Source organism: Bacillus sp. EU63 (assembly GCF_038592915.1).
In the GTDB taxonomy this organism is placed as follows: Bacteria; Bacillota; Bacilli; order Bacillales; family Bacillaceae; genus Bacillus; species Bacillus velezensis.
In genome coordinates, this window is the sequence record NZ_CP151944.1 from 3406589 (window position 1) to 3421866 (window position 15278).

Sequence of the window (15278 nt, forward strand, 5' to 3'; positions counted from 1 at the left end):
AAATAGAGAAGAAAGACAAAGGAGGAGAAGCCCGTTGAAACCCTATGTATTCATCGCGAAACCGATACCGCCGGAAGTCGAACAAATGATAGGCGAGCATTGCCGCTATGACATCTGGAAAGAAGATACCATTCCAAAAGAGGAACTGTACGAAAAAATGAAAGATGCTGAAGGGCTGCTGACATCCGGAACGGCGATTGACAGTGATTTACTGGATCACGCGCCGAAGCTGAAGGTCGTCAGCAATAATTCTGTCGGCTATGATAATTTTAATATTGAAGAAATGAAAAGACGCGGGGTTGTCGGCACGCATACACCGTACACGTTAGATGACACTGTCGCTGATCTGGCTTTTTCATTAATTCTGTCTTCCGCCAGACGGGTTGCCGAATTGGATCGATTCGTCCGCGCCGGCAAATGGGGAACCGTTGAGGAAGAATCTCTTTTCGGTATGGATGTCCACCATCAGACATTAGGAATTATCGGCATGGGCAGAATCGGTGAACAAGCTGCCAAACGGGCAAAATTCGGCTTCGATATGGACGTGCTGTATTATAACCGCAGCAGAAAACCGGACGCTGAGAAGGAACTCGGGGTTACATATGCCGACTTAGATACACTGCTGAAAACATCAGACTTTGTGCTGTTAATTACGCCGCTTACTGACGAAACGTATCATATGATGGGAGAGCGGGAATTTAAATTGATGAAAGATACGGCATGTTTCGTCAATATTTCCCGGGGAAAGACGGTTGATGAGAAAGCGCTCATCCGCGCATTGCAGGAGGGCTGGATAAAAGGCGCCGGTTTAGATGTGTTTGAAAAAGAGCCGATCGCCGAAGACAATCCGCTCCTGCAGCTGGAAAACGTCACATTGCTTCCGCATATCGGGTCAGCAACGGCAAAAATCCGCTTGAATATGTTCAAGCAAGCCGCACAAAACATGATTGACGCCGTATACGGAAAAACGCCGAAAAACCTCACGAAGGAATTTCAATGAGATGAAAAATCCCGGCCGTTTCAGCCGGGGTTTATTTTTTTGCTAGATCAAAAGTACTATTTTTAAATTCTTTCTATTCCTTTCTCTCGATGCTGATACAATGAAAAGGAATCAGCTTCACATGATAAAAATGGGAGGTATTGCTTTGAAAAAACGATTATCGTGGATTTCCGTTTGTTTGCTGGTGCTGTTCTCCGCGGCGGGGATGCTGTTTTCCACGGCTGCCAAGACGGATACATCTTCTCACAAGGCGCACACTGAAGCACAGGTTATCAACACGTTTGACGGGGTTGCGGATTATCTTCAGACCTATCATAAGCTTCCTGATAATTACATTACAAAGTCAGAAGCACAGGCCCTCGGCTGGGTGGCATCAAAGGGGAATCTGGCGGACGTCGCCCCGGGGAAAAGCATCGGCGGGGACATCTTCTCAAACAGGGAAGGCAAACTCCCTGCCAAAAGCGGACGGACGTGGCGTGAAGCGGATATTAACTATACATCAGGCTTCAGAAATTCAGACCGGATTCTTTACTCAAGCGACTGGCTGATTTATAAGACGACAGATCATTATAAAACCTTTACAAAAATGAGATAAACACATACAAAAAACGGCTTCCCTGCGGAGGCCGTTTTTTTTGCAGAGAACCTGCGAGCTTCATATAAAATGAGCAGTAAATTTTTCTTCAAACTCTGACCGGTCTATTCTGCTGTTTTCCGCCGTGCCATCGTGTTTTTTTATTGTTATATTGCGTTCAGACAGAACCATGTGCCCTTCCGGTGTCCGCTTTGAAGCAAGCAGGCGTTTGTTGAAAGGAGAGCGTTCATGTTCAAAGATTGTTTGTTTCATAGACTTGAGGTCCTTTTCATCGATTTCTTCAAGCGAAAATGCGTAACCTGTCTGCCAGCCGTCCCCTTTGTTCATTTCAAGCACGTATGCCCCGAATTCCGTCTCTTCTATCCTCACGCGGAACGCTCCGGCCGCTGATACCGTCTCGTCTCCCGACATCGGCACAGGCTGCATGGCGAGATTGAGGCCGAAGCCTGCATCAGCGATGTACTCATTCCCTCCGGCGGAAAGAAGTACGGCCGCATGTGTGCCGGGCAGCGCCCAGCCGTTTTTCCAGACCGTTCCGCGGATCAATTTGACATCCAATCCGGCATCTTTCAGGATGAAATAAAGCAGTCCGTTCAAGTCATAGCAAAGGCCGCCATGAGGTTCCTTCACCATGTGCCGCCACAGTCCTTCTTTCGTGACGTCATATTCTTTTTTGGACAAAACCGCGCGATTTTCAAACGGAAACCGATACGCGAGCGCCTTTAAAAACTCCGGCAGGTTGCTGAAATCGAGGGAATCCTTTTCCCAGCCTATCGTTTGATAACAATCTTTCAGAAACTCATTCATCGTTCCGTCCCCCTTACAAAGTGTTTACACTTCTTCCTGCACATAAGCGGACAACTTTTCCAGCGCTTCCTTTTCATCGTCGCCTTCAGCGATCAGAGTGACTTCCGTCCCCGTACTGACCGCCAGACTCATTAATCCCATAATGCTTTTGGCATTCACTTTCTTGCCGTTTTTCTCAAGAAACACATCTGATGCAAAACGATTTGCCTCCTGTACAAACAATGCAGCGGGGCGCGCCTGCAATCCCGTCTTTAAACGCACTTCCACTTTCCCCTGAACCATAAGATCTCCCCTTTTCTGTACGGTTATTTCAAAGTGATGCTTTGTCCTGTACGCAGCTGTTCTGCGATTTCATCGAGCTTTCTCAGCCTGTGATTGATGCCGGATTTGCTGATTTTCCCGCTTGCAACCATTTCCCCCAGTTCTTTCAGCGTGACCTCCTGATAATCAATCCGCAGCTGCGCAATTTCGCGAAGCTTTTCCGGCAGCGCTTCAAGACCGATCCGTTCATCAATGTATTTAATATTTTCCACCTGTCTGAGAGAAGCCCCGATGGTTTTGTTTAAGTTTGCTGTTTCACAATTGACGAGGCGGTTCACTGAGTTTCTCATATCTCTGACAATCCGCACATCTTCAAAGCGCAGCAGTGAATTGTGAGCGCCGATGACATTCAGAAATTCAGTGATTTTTTCCGCCTCTTTTAAATACGTAATATAGCCTTTTTTCCGTTCAAGCGTTTTGCTGTTCAGATGAAATTCATTCAGCAGCGCGCATAATGAATCGTTATGTTCCTTATAAAGCGAGAAGATTTCCAAGTGGTACGACGAGGTTTCGGGATTATTCACAGATCCCCCCGCCAAAAACGCCCCTCTCATATAAGAACGTTTGCAGCACCGTTTCGCCACCAGTTCCTCAGAAATATTCCGTTCAAATATAAAGTTCTCCCCGAGGATTTTCAATTCCTCTAAAATCAGCTTTGCATTTTCAGAAAAGCGCACAATATAAACATTGTTTTTTTTCAGCCGCATTTTTTTTCTGACTAACAGTTCGACCGATACATCATATTGTTTCTTCAGCAATGTATAAATGCGGCGGGCAATCGCCGCATTTTCGGTTTGAACGTCAAGCACGAGATGGCGGTTTGAAAATGACAGGGAACCGTTCATCCGAATCAGCGCGGACAGCTCCGCCTTGGCGCAGCAGTCCTTCACTTCCAGATTCGTCAGTTCTTTTTTTGTTTCCGATGCAAATGACATATTAGCCACCTCATTTCAAAAGGCCTCTAGTCCCTTAATAAATCGACAAGAAGAGAAGCCACTTTATGTGTATCGTGACGGATTACGCCATTTTTATACGTGATAATCTGATCCCTGATGACCTCAAGCCCCATGGATTTCAGCTTTTCAACATTGAAGTCGACGGGCCGGGCCAGCTCTTTCGCATATTTGCTTTTGATTTCGTCAGGGATCTCCTCATTGTTGATTAAGATCGTGTCGATAAACGGCTGCTCCATATGATCGTTCAGCGCCTTGACATGGTCGGCCGCGCTGTATTGCAGCGTCTCGCCGGGCTGTGTCATGACGTTGCATATATATACTTTTTTGGCCGCGGCCTTGACGACTTCTTCTCCGATTTTCGGCACGAGCAGATTCGGAAGAATGCTTGTGTACAGGCTTCCCGGACCGATAATGATTAAATCGGCCTGACGGATGACGTCAATCGTTTCCGGGAGCGGATCAATTTTTTCAGGCGTAAGAAACACCCGTTTAATCCGCTGGCCGTAAGAAGGGATTGTCGATTCTCCGGAGACGACCTGCCCGTCCTCCATTTCAGCGTGAAGAACGACACTGGTGTTGGCAGCCGGCAGCACTCTGCCGCGGACATTCAGCACCTTGCTCATTTCGGTGACAGCGTGAAAGAAATCACCGGTTATATTTGTCATCGCTGCCAAAATCAAATTGCCGAGCGAATGTCCGGTTAAGTCGCTTCCTTTGTTGAAACGGTGCTGAAACAGATTTTCAACGAGCGGCTCAACATCTGACAAAGCGGCCAGTACGTTACGAATGTCACCCGGCGGCGGAATTTGAAGTTCATCCCGCAGACGGCCTGAACTTCCGCCGTCATCAGCAACTGTCACAATCGCCGTAATATCAACGGGCTTATGCTTTAACCCCCGAAGCAGCACGGACAGACCCGTTCCGCCGCCGAAGATTGCGATTTTCGGCTTCTTATTCATTTCCGGCTTCTCTTTTCAATGTCCCGGTGAGTGACATGAGTATAGAAATCTTTTTTAAAATAGTCAGCCAAATACTCAGCGAGCGTGACGGAGCGGTGCTGGCCGCCCGTACAGCCGATCGCGATGACAAGCTGGCTTTTACCTTCCCGCTTATAAGACGGAAGCATAAAGCCGAGCAGATCAACAAGCTTTTCAATAAACTTTTGTGTTTCGTTCCACTTCATCACATAGGACGACACTTCCTCATCTTTCCCCGTAAGCGGCCTCATGCTTTCAATGTAGAACGGATTCGGCAGAAACCTTACATCAAACACGAGGTCGGCATCTATCGGAAGCCCGTATTTGAACCCGAATGACATTACGTTCACTGTAAATGTTTCACCTTGATTCGTGGCGAAATGCGCCACGATTTTTTCACGCAGATCACGCGGTTTCATATCCGATGTGTCATAGATCAGCTGAGAGCGCCCTTTCAATTCTTCAAGCAGCTGGCGTTCCAGCGCGATTCCTTCAAGAGGAAGCCCGGTAGCGGCCAGCGGGTGAGAACGCCTCGTTTCTTTGTATCTCGTCACAAGAATGGAATCCTTAGCGTCTAAAAAGAGAATGCGCGGTGTAATCCACGGATTTTCCGCCATTTCATCCAGCGCCTCAATCAGCCTGTCAAAAAATTCGCGTCCCCGCAGATCCATGACAAGCGCGACCTTGCTCATTTTTGAACTTGATTCTTTCATCAGCTCCAAAAATTTCGGCAGCAAGGAAGGCGGCAGATTGTCGACGCAAAAATAGCCGAGATCCTCAAAGCTTTGAATGGCGACGGTTTTCCCCGCTCCAGACATTCCCGTAATGATGACGAGCTGAATATCATGGTTTTCATTCATACTCATCTTTCTCCCCCCTGCGGTCTTTCTTTTATTTGATAAGCTGCGGATCTAAACGATAACTGAGCAGCTCGAAGTCCGGCGTATACGTAAAGGTGCCGTGCAAAAGCCCTTGGCCTTTGATCATAAAATCAAGGATATGCCCGTCTCCGGGGGCCATCGGAAGGCTGTGGATATCTTTTACGTCATGCCACTTCAGAACGCCTTCCTCTGATTCAGCGACATTCCGCCCCGTGTAGGAATCGGCGACGAAAGTAAACATCATCCACTCTGACACGATTTGTTCCTGTTCCTTAATAATAAAGGTAAACACGCCTTTTAACTGCGGATTTAGTATATAAATGCCCGTCTCTTCTCTGTACTCTCTGATGACGGAATCTCTGACGGATTCGCCGCTTTCCATCTTCCCGCCGGGCGCGACCCACCAGCCCCGTCTCGGCTTTTGGAGAAGGAGAACCTGATCATCTGTCTGCAGCACACAATTTGTCACTCTTTGCACAAGTACGTCACCTAACCTTCTCAACAAATCATCGTCTCTTCATTATACCGTTTCGGCATGTCTCTCACAATGCAGAGACACCGACATCCTTTTCTTTTATTTGACAGAAAACAGAAAATCGCAAAAAAAGGGCACGGATACTGGAATCCGTGCCAAAGTGTATTCATTAAAAAGGGGGTCAATTACTACATTCATCTTAAAACATCAGTATTTCACCCGTGTTACAGCGTAATTAAAACACAGTAACGATTCAAAAACTGAACATTACAGTGATTATTTAACGGTTTTGAGCGTTTCCTCAAGCTCTTCCACATAATGCTGAACGCTTTGAGCCGCAATACTTCCGTCGCCTGTCGCCGTTACGATCTGGCGGAGCGTTTTTTCACGGATGTCTCCCGCGGCGAAAATGCCCGGAACTTTTGTCTCCATTTGAGCATTTGTTTCAATGTAGCCTTCTTCATTTGTGATGCCCAAGTTTTCGAACGGTTTAGAAAGCGGAAGCATACCGATATAAATAAAGACGCCGTCAGCTTTGAATTCTTCTTCTTCTCCCGTCACGGTATCCACAAGAGTAAGTCTGCCGACTTTTCCGTTTTCCTCATGGATTTCTTTTACGGTTTTGTTCCATTTGAAGTCAATTTTCTCATTGTCAAAAGCACGCGCCTGAAGAATGCTTTGCGCCCGCAATTTGTCACGTCTGTGAACGATGGTGACTTTTGAAGCGAAGCGTGTCAGATAGACGCCTTCTTCAACGGCGGAGTCTCCGCCGCCGACAACGACAAGCTCTTTATTCTTAAAGAACGCGCCGTCACAAACCGCGCAGTACGATACGCCGCGGCCGCCCAGTTCTTTTTCGCCGGGAACGCCGATCTTTTTGTATTCCGCTCCGGCAGAAATGACGATGGCGCGCGCTTTATATTCTTTTGAACCGGCTTTGACCGTTTTATATTCTTTGCCGTCAACGATTTCTTTAATATCGCCGTACGCATATTCCGCACCGAATTTTTGCGCATGTTCAAACATTTTATTAGAAAGTTCAGGGCCGAGAATGCTTTCAAAACCCGGATAGTTTTCAACATCCTCCGTGTTGGCCATCTGGCCGCCCGGAATTCCTCTTTCGATCATTAATGTGGATAAGTTCGCTCGTGATGTGTAAACAGCAGCGGTCATCCCCGCCGGACCCGCGCCGATAATGATCACATCATAAATTTTTTCTTCTGACACCATGATTCACTCCTTTTCGAAATGGGGCGCACCCTATATGACTAAGAATCCCCATCAATCGTATTCCTTACCCATATCCTATTAAATCTGAGGGCAATTCGCTATTTTTTTGCTCATTTTTCTGAGAAACCGTGATTAGGGAGCTCCTGAGCGGGTATACAAATAAAGAAAGAGCCTTCCGGGATAGAAGGCCCTTGTCTTATTCATTATTGCACGACACGTCTTACATTACCGTTGAAATATTTTTTCCAATAAGGGTTGCTCATAGAATCAATGGATACACCGTGTGATGTATTATCGTTCAGGAACGTTCCGTTGCCTAAGTAGATGCCGACATGGCCGTTTGTTTTATACGTGTTGAAGAAAACTAAGTCTCCGCGTTTCATGTCAGACGCACTGACAGCTTTTCCTCTGTTAATTAGCGTATCTGTGCTTGTTCCGCTGACAGGTCCGAGGTTAACGCCTGCGTTAGCATAAGCCCAACGTACGAATGAAGAGCAGTCAAAAATACGGTTGTTAATATCGGATTGAGTGCGTCCGCCGCCGAATTTGTACGGAGATTGACCCACTAGGCTTGATCCTACGCTGATCGCGCCTTCAATACCGCCTGAATTTGAAATAACAGATCCGCCGTCAGAATCATCTGAACCGCCGCTGTTATGAGATGATCCGCCTGAAGTGCTCTTCGGTTTGCTTGAGCTGTCAGATGAATCAGATGATGTTGAAACAGCCGCTTTTTTCACAGTTTTAACCGCCGGTGCCGGCTGGCTGTCATCTTTTTGGTTTTGGTCTTCAGAAGCTTTTTGCGCTTCTTCCTGTTTTTTGATCAGGGCAGCCGCTGCAGCCTGCTCAGCTTTAATGCGCTTCTGTTCTTTTTCAGTGTCAGCTTTTTGGTTTGCAAGCTGTGACGCTTCTTTTTTCAGATCAGAGATAGCGGAAGCCGCTTTTTTCTGACCGTTTTTCGCTTCGTCGAAAAGCTTGTCTTTCTGATCAAGCTGTTTGTTCAGGTCTTTTTGCATAGACTCGAGTTTCGCAAGATCATCTTGAACTTTTTTCAGCTTCACGTTAAGTTCAGCCTCTGCGTCTTCGAGTTTCGCTTTATCCTTCTCCTGCTGTTTTACTAACTCTTTGTCTGCATCCACAATAGTGGAAACCGCAGTTGCACGTGTAATCAAATTACCAAAACTGGTTGCCCCTAAAAGGACATCTACGTAGCCCTGAGATCCACCGCTTTGTTGCAAAGCACGCACACGTTTTTTTAATATTTTATCACGTTTTTTAATCTTTTCTTCTGTCTCTTTAATCTCTTTTTTCAGTTTTTTGATTTCTTCTTTTGTTTTATCGTTTTCTTCTTTTTTATCTTCAATCTTGTTGCTTGTATCAAGTGCCTTATCGTTAATGTCTTGTAGTTCTTTTTCAATCTTTGATTGATTTTCCTGAAGCTTATTTAATTCTTTTTCCTTCGCTTCAATGTTGGAAGCAACCTCAGATTGCTTGCTTTCAATTTTTTGTTTTTTTTCGTTTAATGTTTCCGCCGATGCAGTTTTACTTGTAAATGGGATCAAAAAACTGCTTGTCCCGATGACGGAAGCCAAACCAAGTGTTAATAAACTCTTTCTCAATTTTATATCCTCCCTTTTACTATTAACCTGTTCTCATTTGGAATCGTATTTTAAACTCAAGTTTCGGTTCCTCATACTCTACGAGGAATGGGTTGTTTATGGTTAATTATTCTGTGCATCTCTTAATCTGGTTGTATAGCGTTTATTTCACATCATATGTAAAAAACTCTAATTCCTTATGTACGAGAACCATTATACCATCAAGTTTCGACAATTTAGCGATAAATTTTATTACATTTATGTTTCAATTAGATGTCACACCATGTTTTGTTTGTTATTTTTTTAAAAAAGATAATTACCTTTAGAAAACTCTGAAAATTTCCATACAAAAAAGCTTATCGTATAACCGACAAGCTTTTTAAAAGTTTTTTATTTTTTATTTAATATCTCCATGACTAGACATGCCCTTACTATAAACTAATTTAGGGTTATATTCTGAGGGCCAAAATATTTTTAGTAGAAAACTGTATGGAACTATGTACTCTTTTCTAGGTTTGTCATAGACGTAGAATACTCCACTACCTATTGAATAGGCCTGATACACAATTTTGGAGCAGTAAGTATTTTGTGTATCATATAAGTCTTTTGTAATTTTATATTTTGCATTTCTAGGGTACATTCTTGCCCAATATCCTGCTAGTTCAGCTTTATTCTTATTATTTATTCTCACTACTTTAGTAGGTTTATTTTTTCGACTAAACCATTTATCAAGATTTTTAATCGTTGGATTCTTTCCATATCCAGCTATTTCCATATATTGATTACTAGACGTTACAATCCCTGTATGCCCAACAAAACCATTTGCAAATGCATCACTTGTAACTAGGACATCCCCTATTTGAGCGTTTTTACCATTCGGATATTTGAATTGTTTAGCAGATACCGAAGGAGTGTTTAAAGTTACCAGACTCAGTAAGAACACAAAAAACAAGCCTATAATTAATACTTTTTTCTTCAAAATGAAATCCTCTCCTTTTTTTCTAATTCGTGTATTATTATACCATAATTTTCAGAATGGAAAATTGAAGGAATATTAATTTAAGAAGAATTTAAGAATTATAACAAGCATAAAATCTGGTACAAGATACCAGATTTTATTACAAAGAATTATTTTCAATTCTCAATCTAGGATATCAGTTAGTTTACTGATGTAGTTACTCAATGTAGATCTTGAGATTTTAAATGCTGCTGAAACATCTTTTTTTGATAAATTTACACCATGGGCTTCTTTCCAAATGTAACAGATAGCCGCTGCCCAGCCTCTCTCATTCTTCAACGAAGCGGCTGCACGGATTTGCTGTATAACATAAAACACCCAGCAGCTCATGACTTCTGTTTTCATCTCTTCTTTTTCAGCTTGCTCCAATAACTTAACGGTTTGATAGGCAAAAAGTGCATCTCTGGTTACGTCAGCAGCCGCGGAATCCCCGTGCAAAAGAAGCTTCACAAAATGATTTTCGAAAGGAGCGGTAATTCTCTTCGAGCGTATCACCGCTTCAAGATGCTCCGTTTCTCCCTTTGTGCTGCTGATATAATAGGCTGCGAGACGCTGTTCCACAGACGAGGGAAGTGCTTCCCTCCGCTCAATCCAGGGGGCCGGGCGGTCTTCTCCGGGGTATTGCGACTCGACTTTTCTCCAGACCGTCTCGGCAAATTCAGTATGCCCCATAAAATAAGCGGAGCATGAGAGCCAGTAAAAGAATGTGTCGTCACCTTCAAAGCCGGTTTTATATAATAATTTGAGCCATTTATATCCGATTTCATAGCGGCCGATAAGCGCCAAAGTGGCACCTAGTTTATAGCGCTGTTCCAATAGCATCGGATAGACATTAGAAAGCTGATCGCTCAATTCCGTCACTTTTTCATCTTCTCTTTCATAATAGTAGAAAACGAGAAGGTTGCATAAGGCGTGAAGATTTCCTTCATTATGACTGAGAACTTGATAAGCGGTTTGCTTCGCTTTTACGATGTTGCCCGAATAGAAATAGGCAAGTGCCAGATTATTGTATGCTGACCAAAGCTCCGGATAATCGGCCGTAATCTCTTCAAGCATGACAACCGCTTCATGAAGCTGGCCGCTCTCAAGAAGCGTTTTTGCCCGGTCCTGCCTGATCAGCAGCTCATCCTGGTCATAGAGCGATTCGTCTTCACCCGCTTCGCCGAAATCCAAAAGCTCCATCAGATTTTCAATCTCTTCGCTGAATTCCCCGTCCGGATCGGCATCTGAATAAGCCGCCGCTTCTTTGTATGCTTCCTGAAAGAGTCCCAAATGCGCGAAATTATTCGCTTTAAAGTAATGACACTCGGGCATTTCTTCTTTCAGGTTCACCAAAATAAAGTCGAACAGCTCATTTGACTGCTGGTAGTGGCCCATTTCAGAATAAATGACGGCCAGCCGGGACAGCATTTCGGAATCATTCGGCTCGAGGTGGACGGCCCGCTGAATCAGTTTGCTGGCCCGTTTTAAATTCCGCTCTTTATATGCTTTTAAGCCTTTATGAAAAAAATATTGTCCATCCTGAAGCAGCTGGACAATTTGCGCGTGCTTTTTCTGTTCAGAAGTGTGTTTTCCCACAAATATCCTCCGTTTTATACGTATTACCGTCAGTAGTATACCATAAAACGGTTTCGCCTCAATAGTTCAAAAGACAGGATCGGCTTCGTTTTTTACTGGCTGGTTCGACCAGATTTTAGCTGTTTTTTTTCACGAGGATCGGCTGGAAGAATGACGCGGAAAAGGGTTCCTTCGCCGCGCTTGCTCTCAACCTCTATCGAACCGCCGTGCAGCTCTGCGATTTTTTGGGCGATGGACAGACCGAGCCCGCTTCCCCCTGCGTTTCTCGCCTTGTCCGCTTTATAAAACCGTTCAAATACACGCTCCGCCTGTTCAGGCTCCATTCCGATTCCGTCGTCGGCGATTTCGACAGCCGCCGCTCCCGGCAGATCTGCAATTTTAACGGAAATGCGGCCGCCTTCACCGGTAAATTTTACGGCATTGTGAATCAGATTCATCCATACTTGGCTGAGCAGCGCTTCATCTCCGTACACATACGACTCCTGTAAATCAATGAGAAATTCAATCTGTTTGGCGGACCATTCAGGCTCACAGGTCAATATGGTGCGCCGCAGCTGTTTGTCAATGCGGAACGGTTTTTTTTGTATCGGTTCGGTTTGGCGTTCAAGCGCAGTGAGCTTCAGCAGATTTTCACTGATTTTTGATAATCGTTCTGTTTCTGTTTCGATGATGTGTAAGTAGCGCCCCCGCTCCTCATATGATAAATCCGTTTTTTTCAGAAGATGCGCGTAGCCCTTTAATGAAGTGAGCGGGGTTTGGATTTCATGGGAAACGTTCGAAATAAATTCTTGTTTCAGTTTTTCCATTTCACTCAGTTCCGCGGCGAGTGTCGACAGTTCATCAGCCAATTTCGTCACGGGGTGGTTCCGCTCAATCTTCTCCATTTTCCGGGAAGCGGCCGCTGTGAAGTTGCCGCTCGACATTTGCTTGATCGTGGCGGTCAGCGAATCCCAGGTCGCATGATGTCTTTCACGTGCTGACTTTGAAAAAATAAACATCGTTACAAACAGCAGGCCGAAAACAAGCCAAAGCGTCACAATCTGCTCGGCGTACGGCACAAGCAAAATCGGCCATATGAGACCGAATCCCTGAACGATCAGGTGAGCCGCCAGCCATAAGATTGCGGTGACGGTGAGAAGGATGATGATTTTTCCAGCCGTTCTGAAGATCCGTTTCATCCTGTCACCACAAACCGATACCCGAGCCCCCGCACCGTATGGATGGCAAACGGATAGTCCTTTTCCGGAAACCGTTCCCTCAGCCTTTTAACATGCACATCAACCGTCCGCTCGTCACCTTCATAATCAAAGCCCCAAATATCTTCTATTAATTGTTCTCTTGAAAACGTCTTATTCGGATAACCGGCGAGCTTAAATAAAAGCTCAAATTCACGCCGGGGCAGTGTCAATCCCGCTCCGCCGCCGCGCGTTACGGTGCGGGATTGCTTATCTAATGTGACCGTTCCGATGGTCAGCAGTTTTTCAGCGGTGATCCGGTACCGTTTCAGCAATGCTTTGACCCTTGCTTCCAGCTCAAGCGGCTCAAACGGTTTGACGAGATAATCATCCGCTCCGGAAGTAAAACCTTGCACTTTGTCCAGCGTTTCGCCTTTTGCCGTCAGCATCAAAATCGGAATGTCCGTAAAGCTGCGGACGGCTTCACTGACTTCAAACCCGTCCATTTTCGGCATCATCACATCCAGTATGATGAGATCTATAGGTGCTGATTCGATCAGCCGCACCGCCGCTTCCCCGTCTTCCGCTTCTGCGACGTCAAAACCGCTCTGCTCCATCATAAGGCGGACAAGCTCACGGATATGGCGGTCGTCATCCGCAACCAATATGACAGCCATGAAAATCCCTCCTTCTGCTTTTTTCTTTTCATGAATCGACATGATGTCTATAAACCGAATTTTTTCATTGTCTCCTGTACCGGCATACACGCTTATGGCTTGGCTCTTCATCGTTACCGACCGTACACCCGTATGAACAGGACTCCGGCTGCAAAATAAAAAGCAGCTTTTTCAGCTGCTTTTTATTCATAAAGTCTTGCTTTACACAGCTTTGTTTTCTAAGTCGGCATTCAGCTTCAGCTGCTGTTCCGCAAAATCGCGGTACAGCGAATGGGATGCCATTAATTCATGGTGTGTGCCCCGTCCTGTGATTTCACCCTGTTCGACAAAGAGAAGCTGATCTGCATCCACAACCGTGGATAAACGGTGGGCGATCACAATCGTGGTGCGTCCTTCCATTAAGACTTCCAGCGCCTGCTGCACCCATTTTTCAGATTGGCTGTCCAGACTTGATGTCGCTTCATCAAGCATCAGAATGCTCGGGTTGCGAAGGAGCGCTCTGGCAATGGCGATGCGCTGGCGCTGTCCGCCTGACAGCATAATTCCCCGCTCACCGACCTCGGTTTCAAATTTCTTCGGTAAGTCTTCAATAAATTGCAGGGCGTAGGCCATGTCAGCCGCTTGCCTCAGTTCCTCATCAGTCACCTCGCGTTTTAATCCGTAGCAGATATTGTCGCGGATGGTGCCTGACATTAACGGGCTTTCTTGCGACACGTAGCCGATATGCTCCCGCCATGACTCAAGGGAATACGTATCAATCGGTTCATTTCCGAGCAGGATGCTGCCCGCAGTCGGATTGTAGAATCGTTCAAGCAGCTTAAATAACGTTGTTTTTCCGCCGCCGCTCGGTCCGACGATCGCGGTGACTTTGCCGGCCTCAATCGTAGCCGTAATGTCTTTTAAGATGGTTTGATCTGTTTTGTAACCGAATGAGACTTGTTCAAGCTTAATCGGCTGATCCGCGTTTTCAATGGCTTTTCCGGTTTGGATATCTTCTTCTTTTTCTGCAAGAATATGAATCATCCGTTCCGTTGCGCCGACGGATTTTTGAAGCTGTGTGAAAAACGAAGTGATCTGGCCCATCGGCATAATGATCTGAAACAAATACAGGATAAAGGCAACGAGTGCGCCGGCTGTCAATTCACCGGATGACACCTGCATCCCGCCGTACCCGATGACAGCGACCAGCGCCGCCATTAATACAAGTGTAATAAGCGGGCCTACGAGCGACTGCACCTTCGCTTCACGCAGCCCGAGTTTAAAGAGCGCCATGATGCCTGCTTTTCCGCGTCCGTATTCCGCTTCTTCAGCGTTTGACGCTTTTACAAGCCTGATTTCCGGGAGGATGTGGTTTAATAATCCGGTGAATCTCGCCGTTTCATCCTGTGTTTCCCGAGAAATTTTAAACATTTTCCGGCCGATCGGCACTAAAATCACCGCAGCCAGCGGCACGACGATCAGCACGAGCAATGTGAGCTTCCAGTTCATGAAAAATAAGATCGTCAGTGACCCGATAACGGAAATGATTCCGGTAATAAATCCGCTGATATTGTTTGTGATCAGCTCTTTTACCACCATTGTGTCATTGGTGACACGGCTGATCGTTTCTCCTGTGGCGTTTTTGTCAAAATAAGAGACGGGCAGTTTAATTAATTTCTGCCACAACAAATCACGCAGTCCCGAGATGATTTTCTGGCCGCTGTAGTTCAGGGCGTAGGTGGCGTAGGCGCTTAATGCGGCCTGTACGATAAACACGGCTGCGATGATTCCGATTTGCACGCCTGACAGCGACGACATGGAAAAGCCGTCAACGAGCTGCTTTGTCAACAGCGGAATCAGCAGGCTGACGAGCGTTGTCACAATACTGAGAGACAGCGCGAAGGCCAGCATACCGTATGATGGTTTTGTTTTTTTGACTAATGAAAAGAATGAGCTGAATTTCCCTTTAGGTTTTGGTTGTTTATTCGGCATATGTTTTCCTCCTATATCA

The 15278-nt window shown here is 45.6% G+C and carries 15 protein-coding genes; 2 read left to right on the forward strand and 13 right to left on the reverse strand.

Annotated elements, in window-relative coordinates; genetic code table 11:
* The first annotated feature begins 34 nt into the window (after positions 1-34).
* Complete coding sequence (locus NYE38_RS17085; protein ID WP_012118532.1) at positions 35-1000, forward strand: D-glycerate dehydrogenase; 966 nt, start codon at positions 35-37, stop codon at positions 998-1000.
* 205 nt (positions 1001-1205) lie between these two features.
* On the forward strand, positions 1206-1595 hold the full coding sequence (locus tag NYE38_RS17090; protein WP_223204413.1) for a ribonuclease: 390 nt from the start codon (positions 1206-1208) through the stop codon (positions 1593-1595).
* Positions 1596-1655: 60 nt separating this feature from the next.
* Here the strand turns inward: NYE38_RS17090 and NYE38_RS17095 are convergent, their stop codons facing one another.
* The 13 genes from NYE38_RS17095 to NYE38_RS17155 form a co-directional block, all read right to left on the reverse strand.
* Positions 1656-2402: an arylamine N-acetyltransferase gene (locus NYE38_RS17095; protein WP_017418847.1), complete on the reverse strand. Its 747-nt coding sequence runs from the start codon at positions 2400-2402 to the stop codon at positions 1656-1658.
* Positions 2403-2426: 24 nt separating this feature from the next.
* The gene (locus NYE38_RS17100) at positions 2427-2684 is read right to left on the reverse strand and encodes an HPr family phosphocarrier protein (RefSeq protein ID WP_003151495.1); all 258 of its coding nucleotides are present in this window, start codon (positions 2682-2684) and stop codon (positions 2427-2429) included.
* A 23-nt stretch (positions 2685-2707) separates the two neighbouring features.
* On the reverse strand, positions 2708-3658 hold the full coding sequence (gene whiA, locus NYE38_RS17105; protein WP_017418846.1) for a DNA-binding protein WhiA: 951 nt from the start codon (positions 3656-3658) through the stop codon (positions 2708-2710).
* A gap of 26 nt (positions 3659-3684) precedes the next feature.
* Positions 3685-4638, reverse strand: a complete 954-nt coding sequence (locus NYE38_RS17110; protein WP_007407422.1) for a YvcK family protein — start codon at positions 4636-4638, stop codon at positions 3685-3687.
* On the reverse strand, positions 4635-5522 hold the full coding sequence (gene rapZ, locus NYE38_RS17115) for an RNase adapter RapZ (RefSeq protein WP_012118535.1): 888 nt from the start codon (positions 5520-5522) through the stop codon (positions 4635-4637). The genes NYE38_RS17110 and rapZ overlap by 4 nt, the downstream gene beginning before the upstream one ends.
* Positions 5523-5547: 25 nt before the next feature.
* On the reverse strand, positions 5548-6015 hold the full coding sequence (locus tag NYE38_RS17120; protein WP_003151491.1) for an 8-oxo-dGTP diphosphatase: 468 nt from the start codon (positions 6013-6015) through the stop codon (positions 5548-5550).
* Between the two features lie 273 nt (positions 6016-6288).
* Positions 6289-7239 carry a thioredoxin-disulfide reductase gene (trxB, locus tag NYE38_RS17125; RefSeq protein ID WP_104843571.1) on the reverse strand — a complete coding sequence of 317 codons (951 nt, stop codon included), beginning with the start codon at positions 7237-7239 and terminating at the stop codon, positions 6289-6291.
* Between the two features lie 206 nt (positions 7240-7445).
* Entirely contained in the window at positions 7446-8861 is a 1416-nt protein-coding gene (locus NYE38_RS17130; RefSeq protein ID WP_252052787.1) for a C40 family peptidase, read from the reverse strand.
* 376 nt (positions 8862-9237) lie between these two features.
* Positions 9238-9819, reverse strand: a complete 582-nt coding sequence (locus NYE38_RS17135; RefSeq protein ID WP_052827893.1) for a hypothetical protein — start codon at positions 9817-9819, stop codon at positions 9238-9240.
* 162 nt (positions 9820-9981) lie between these two features.
* Positions 9982-11436, reverse strand: a complete 1455-nt coding sequence (locus NYE38_RS17140; protein WP_326116875.1) for a tetratricopeptide repeat protein — start codon at positions 11434-11436, stop codon at positions 9982-9984.
* Positions 11437-11528: 92 nt separating this feature from the next.
* Positions 11529-12614, reverse strand: a complete 1086-nt coding sequence (locus NYE38_RS17145) for a HAMP domain-containing sensor histidine kinase (RefSeq protein WP_025649332.1) — start codon at positions 12612-12614, stop codon at positions 11529-11531.
* Entirely contained in the window at positions 12611-13288 is a 678-nt protein-coding gene (locus tag NYE38_RS17150) for a response regulator transcription factor (RefSeq protein WP_101669806.1), read from the reverse strand. The genes NYE38_RS17145 and NYE38_RS17150 overlap by 4 nt, the downstream gene beginning before the upstream one ends.
* A 201-nt stretch (positions 13289-13489) precedes the next feature.
* Positions 13490-15259 carry an ABC transporter ATP-binding protein gene (locus tag NYE38_RS17155; protein WP_014418969.1) on the reverse strand — a complete coding sequence of 590 codons (1770 nt, stop codon included), beginning with the start codon at positions 15257-15259 and terminating at the stop codon, positions 13490-13492.
* Positions 15260-15278 lie beyond the last annotated feature (19 nt).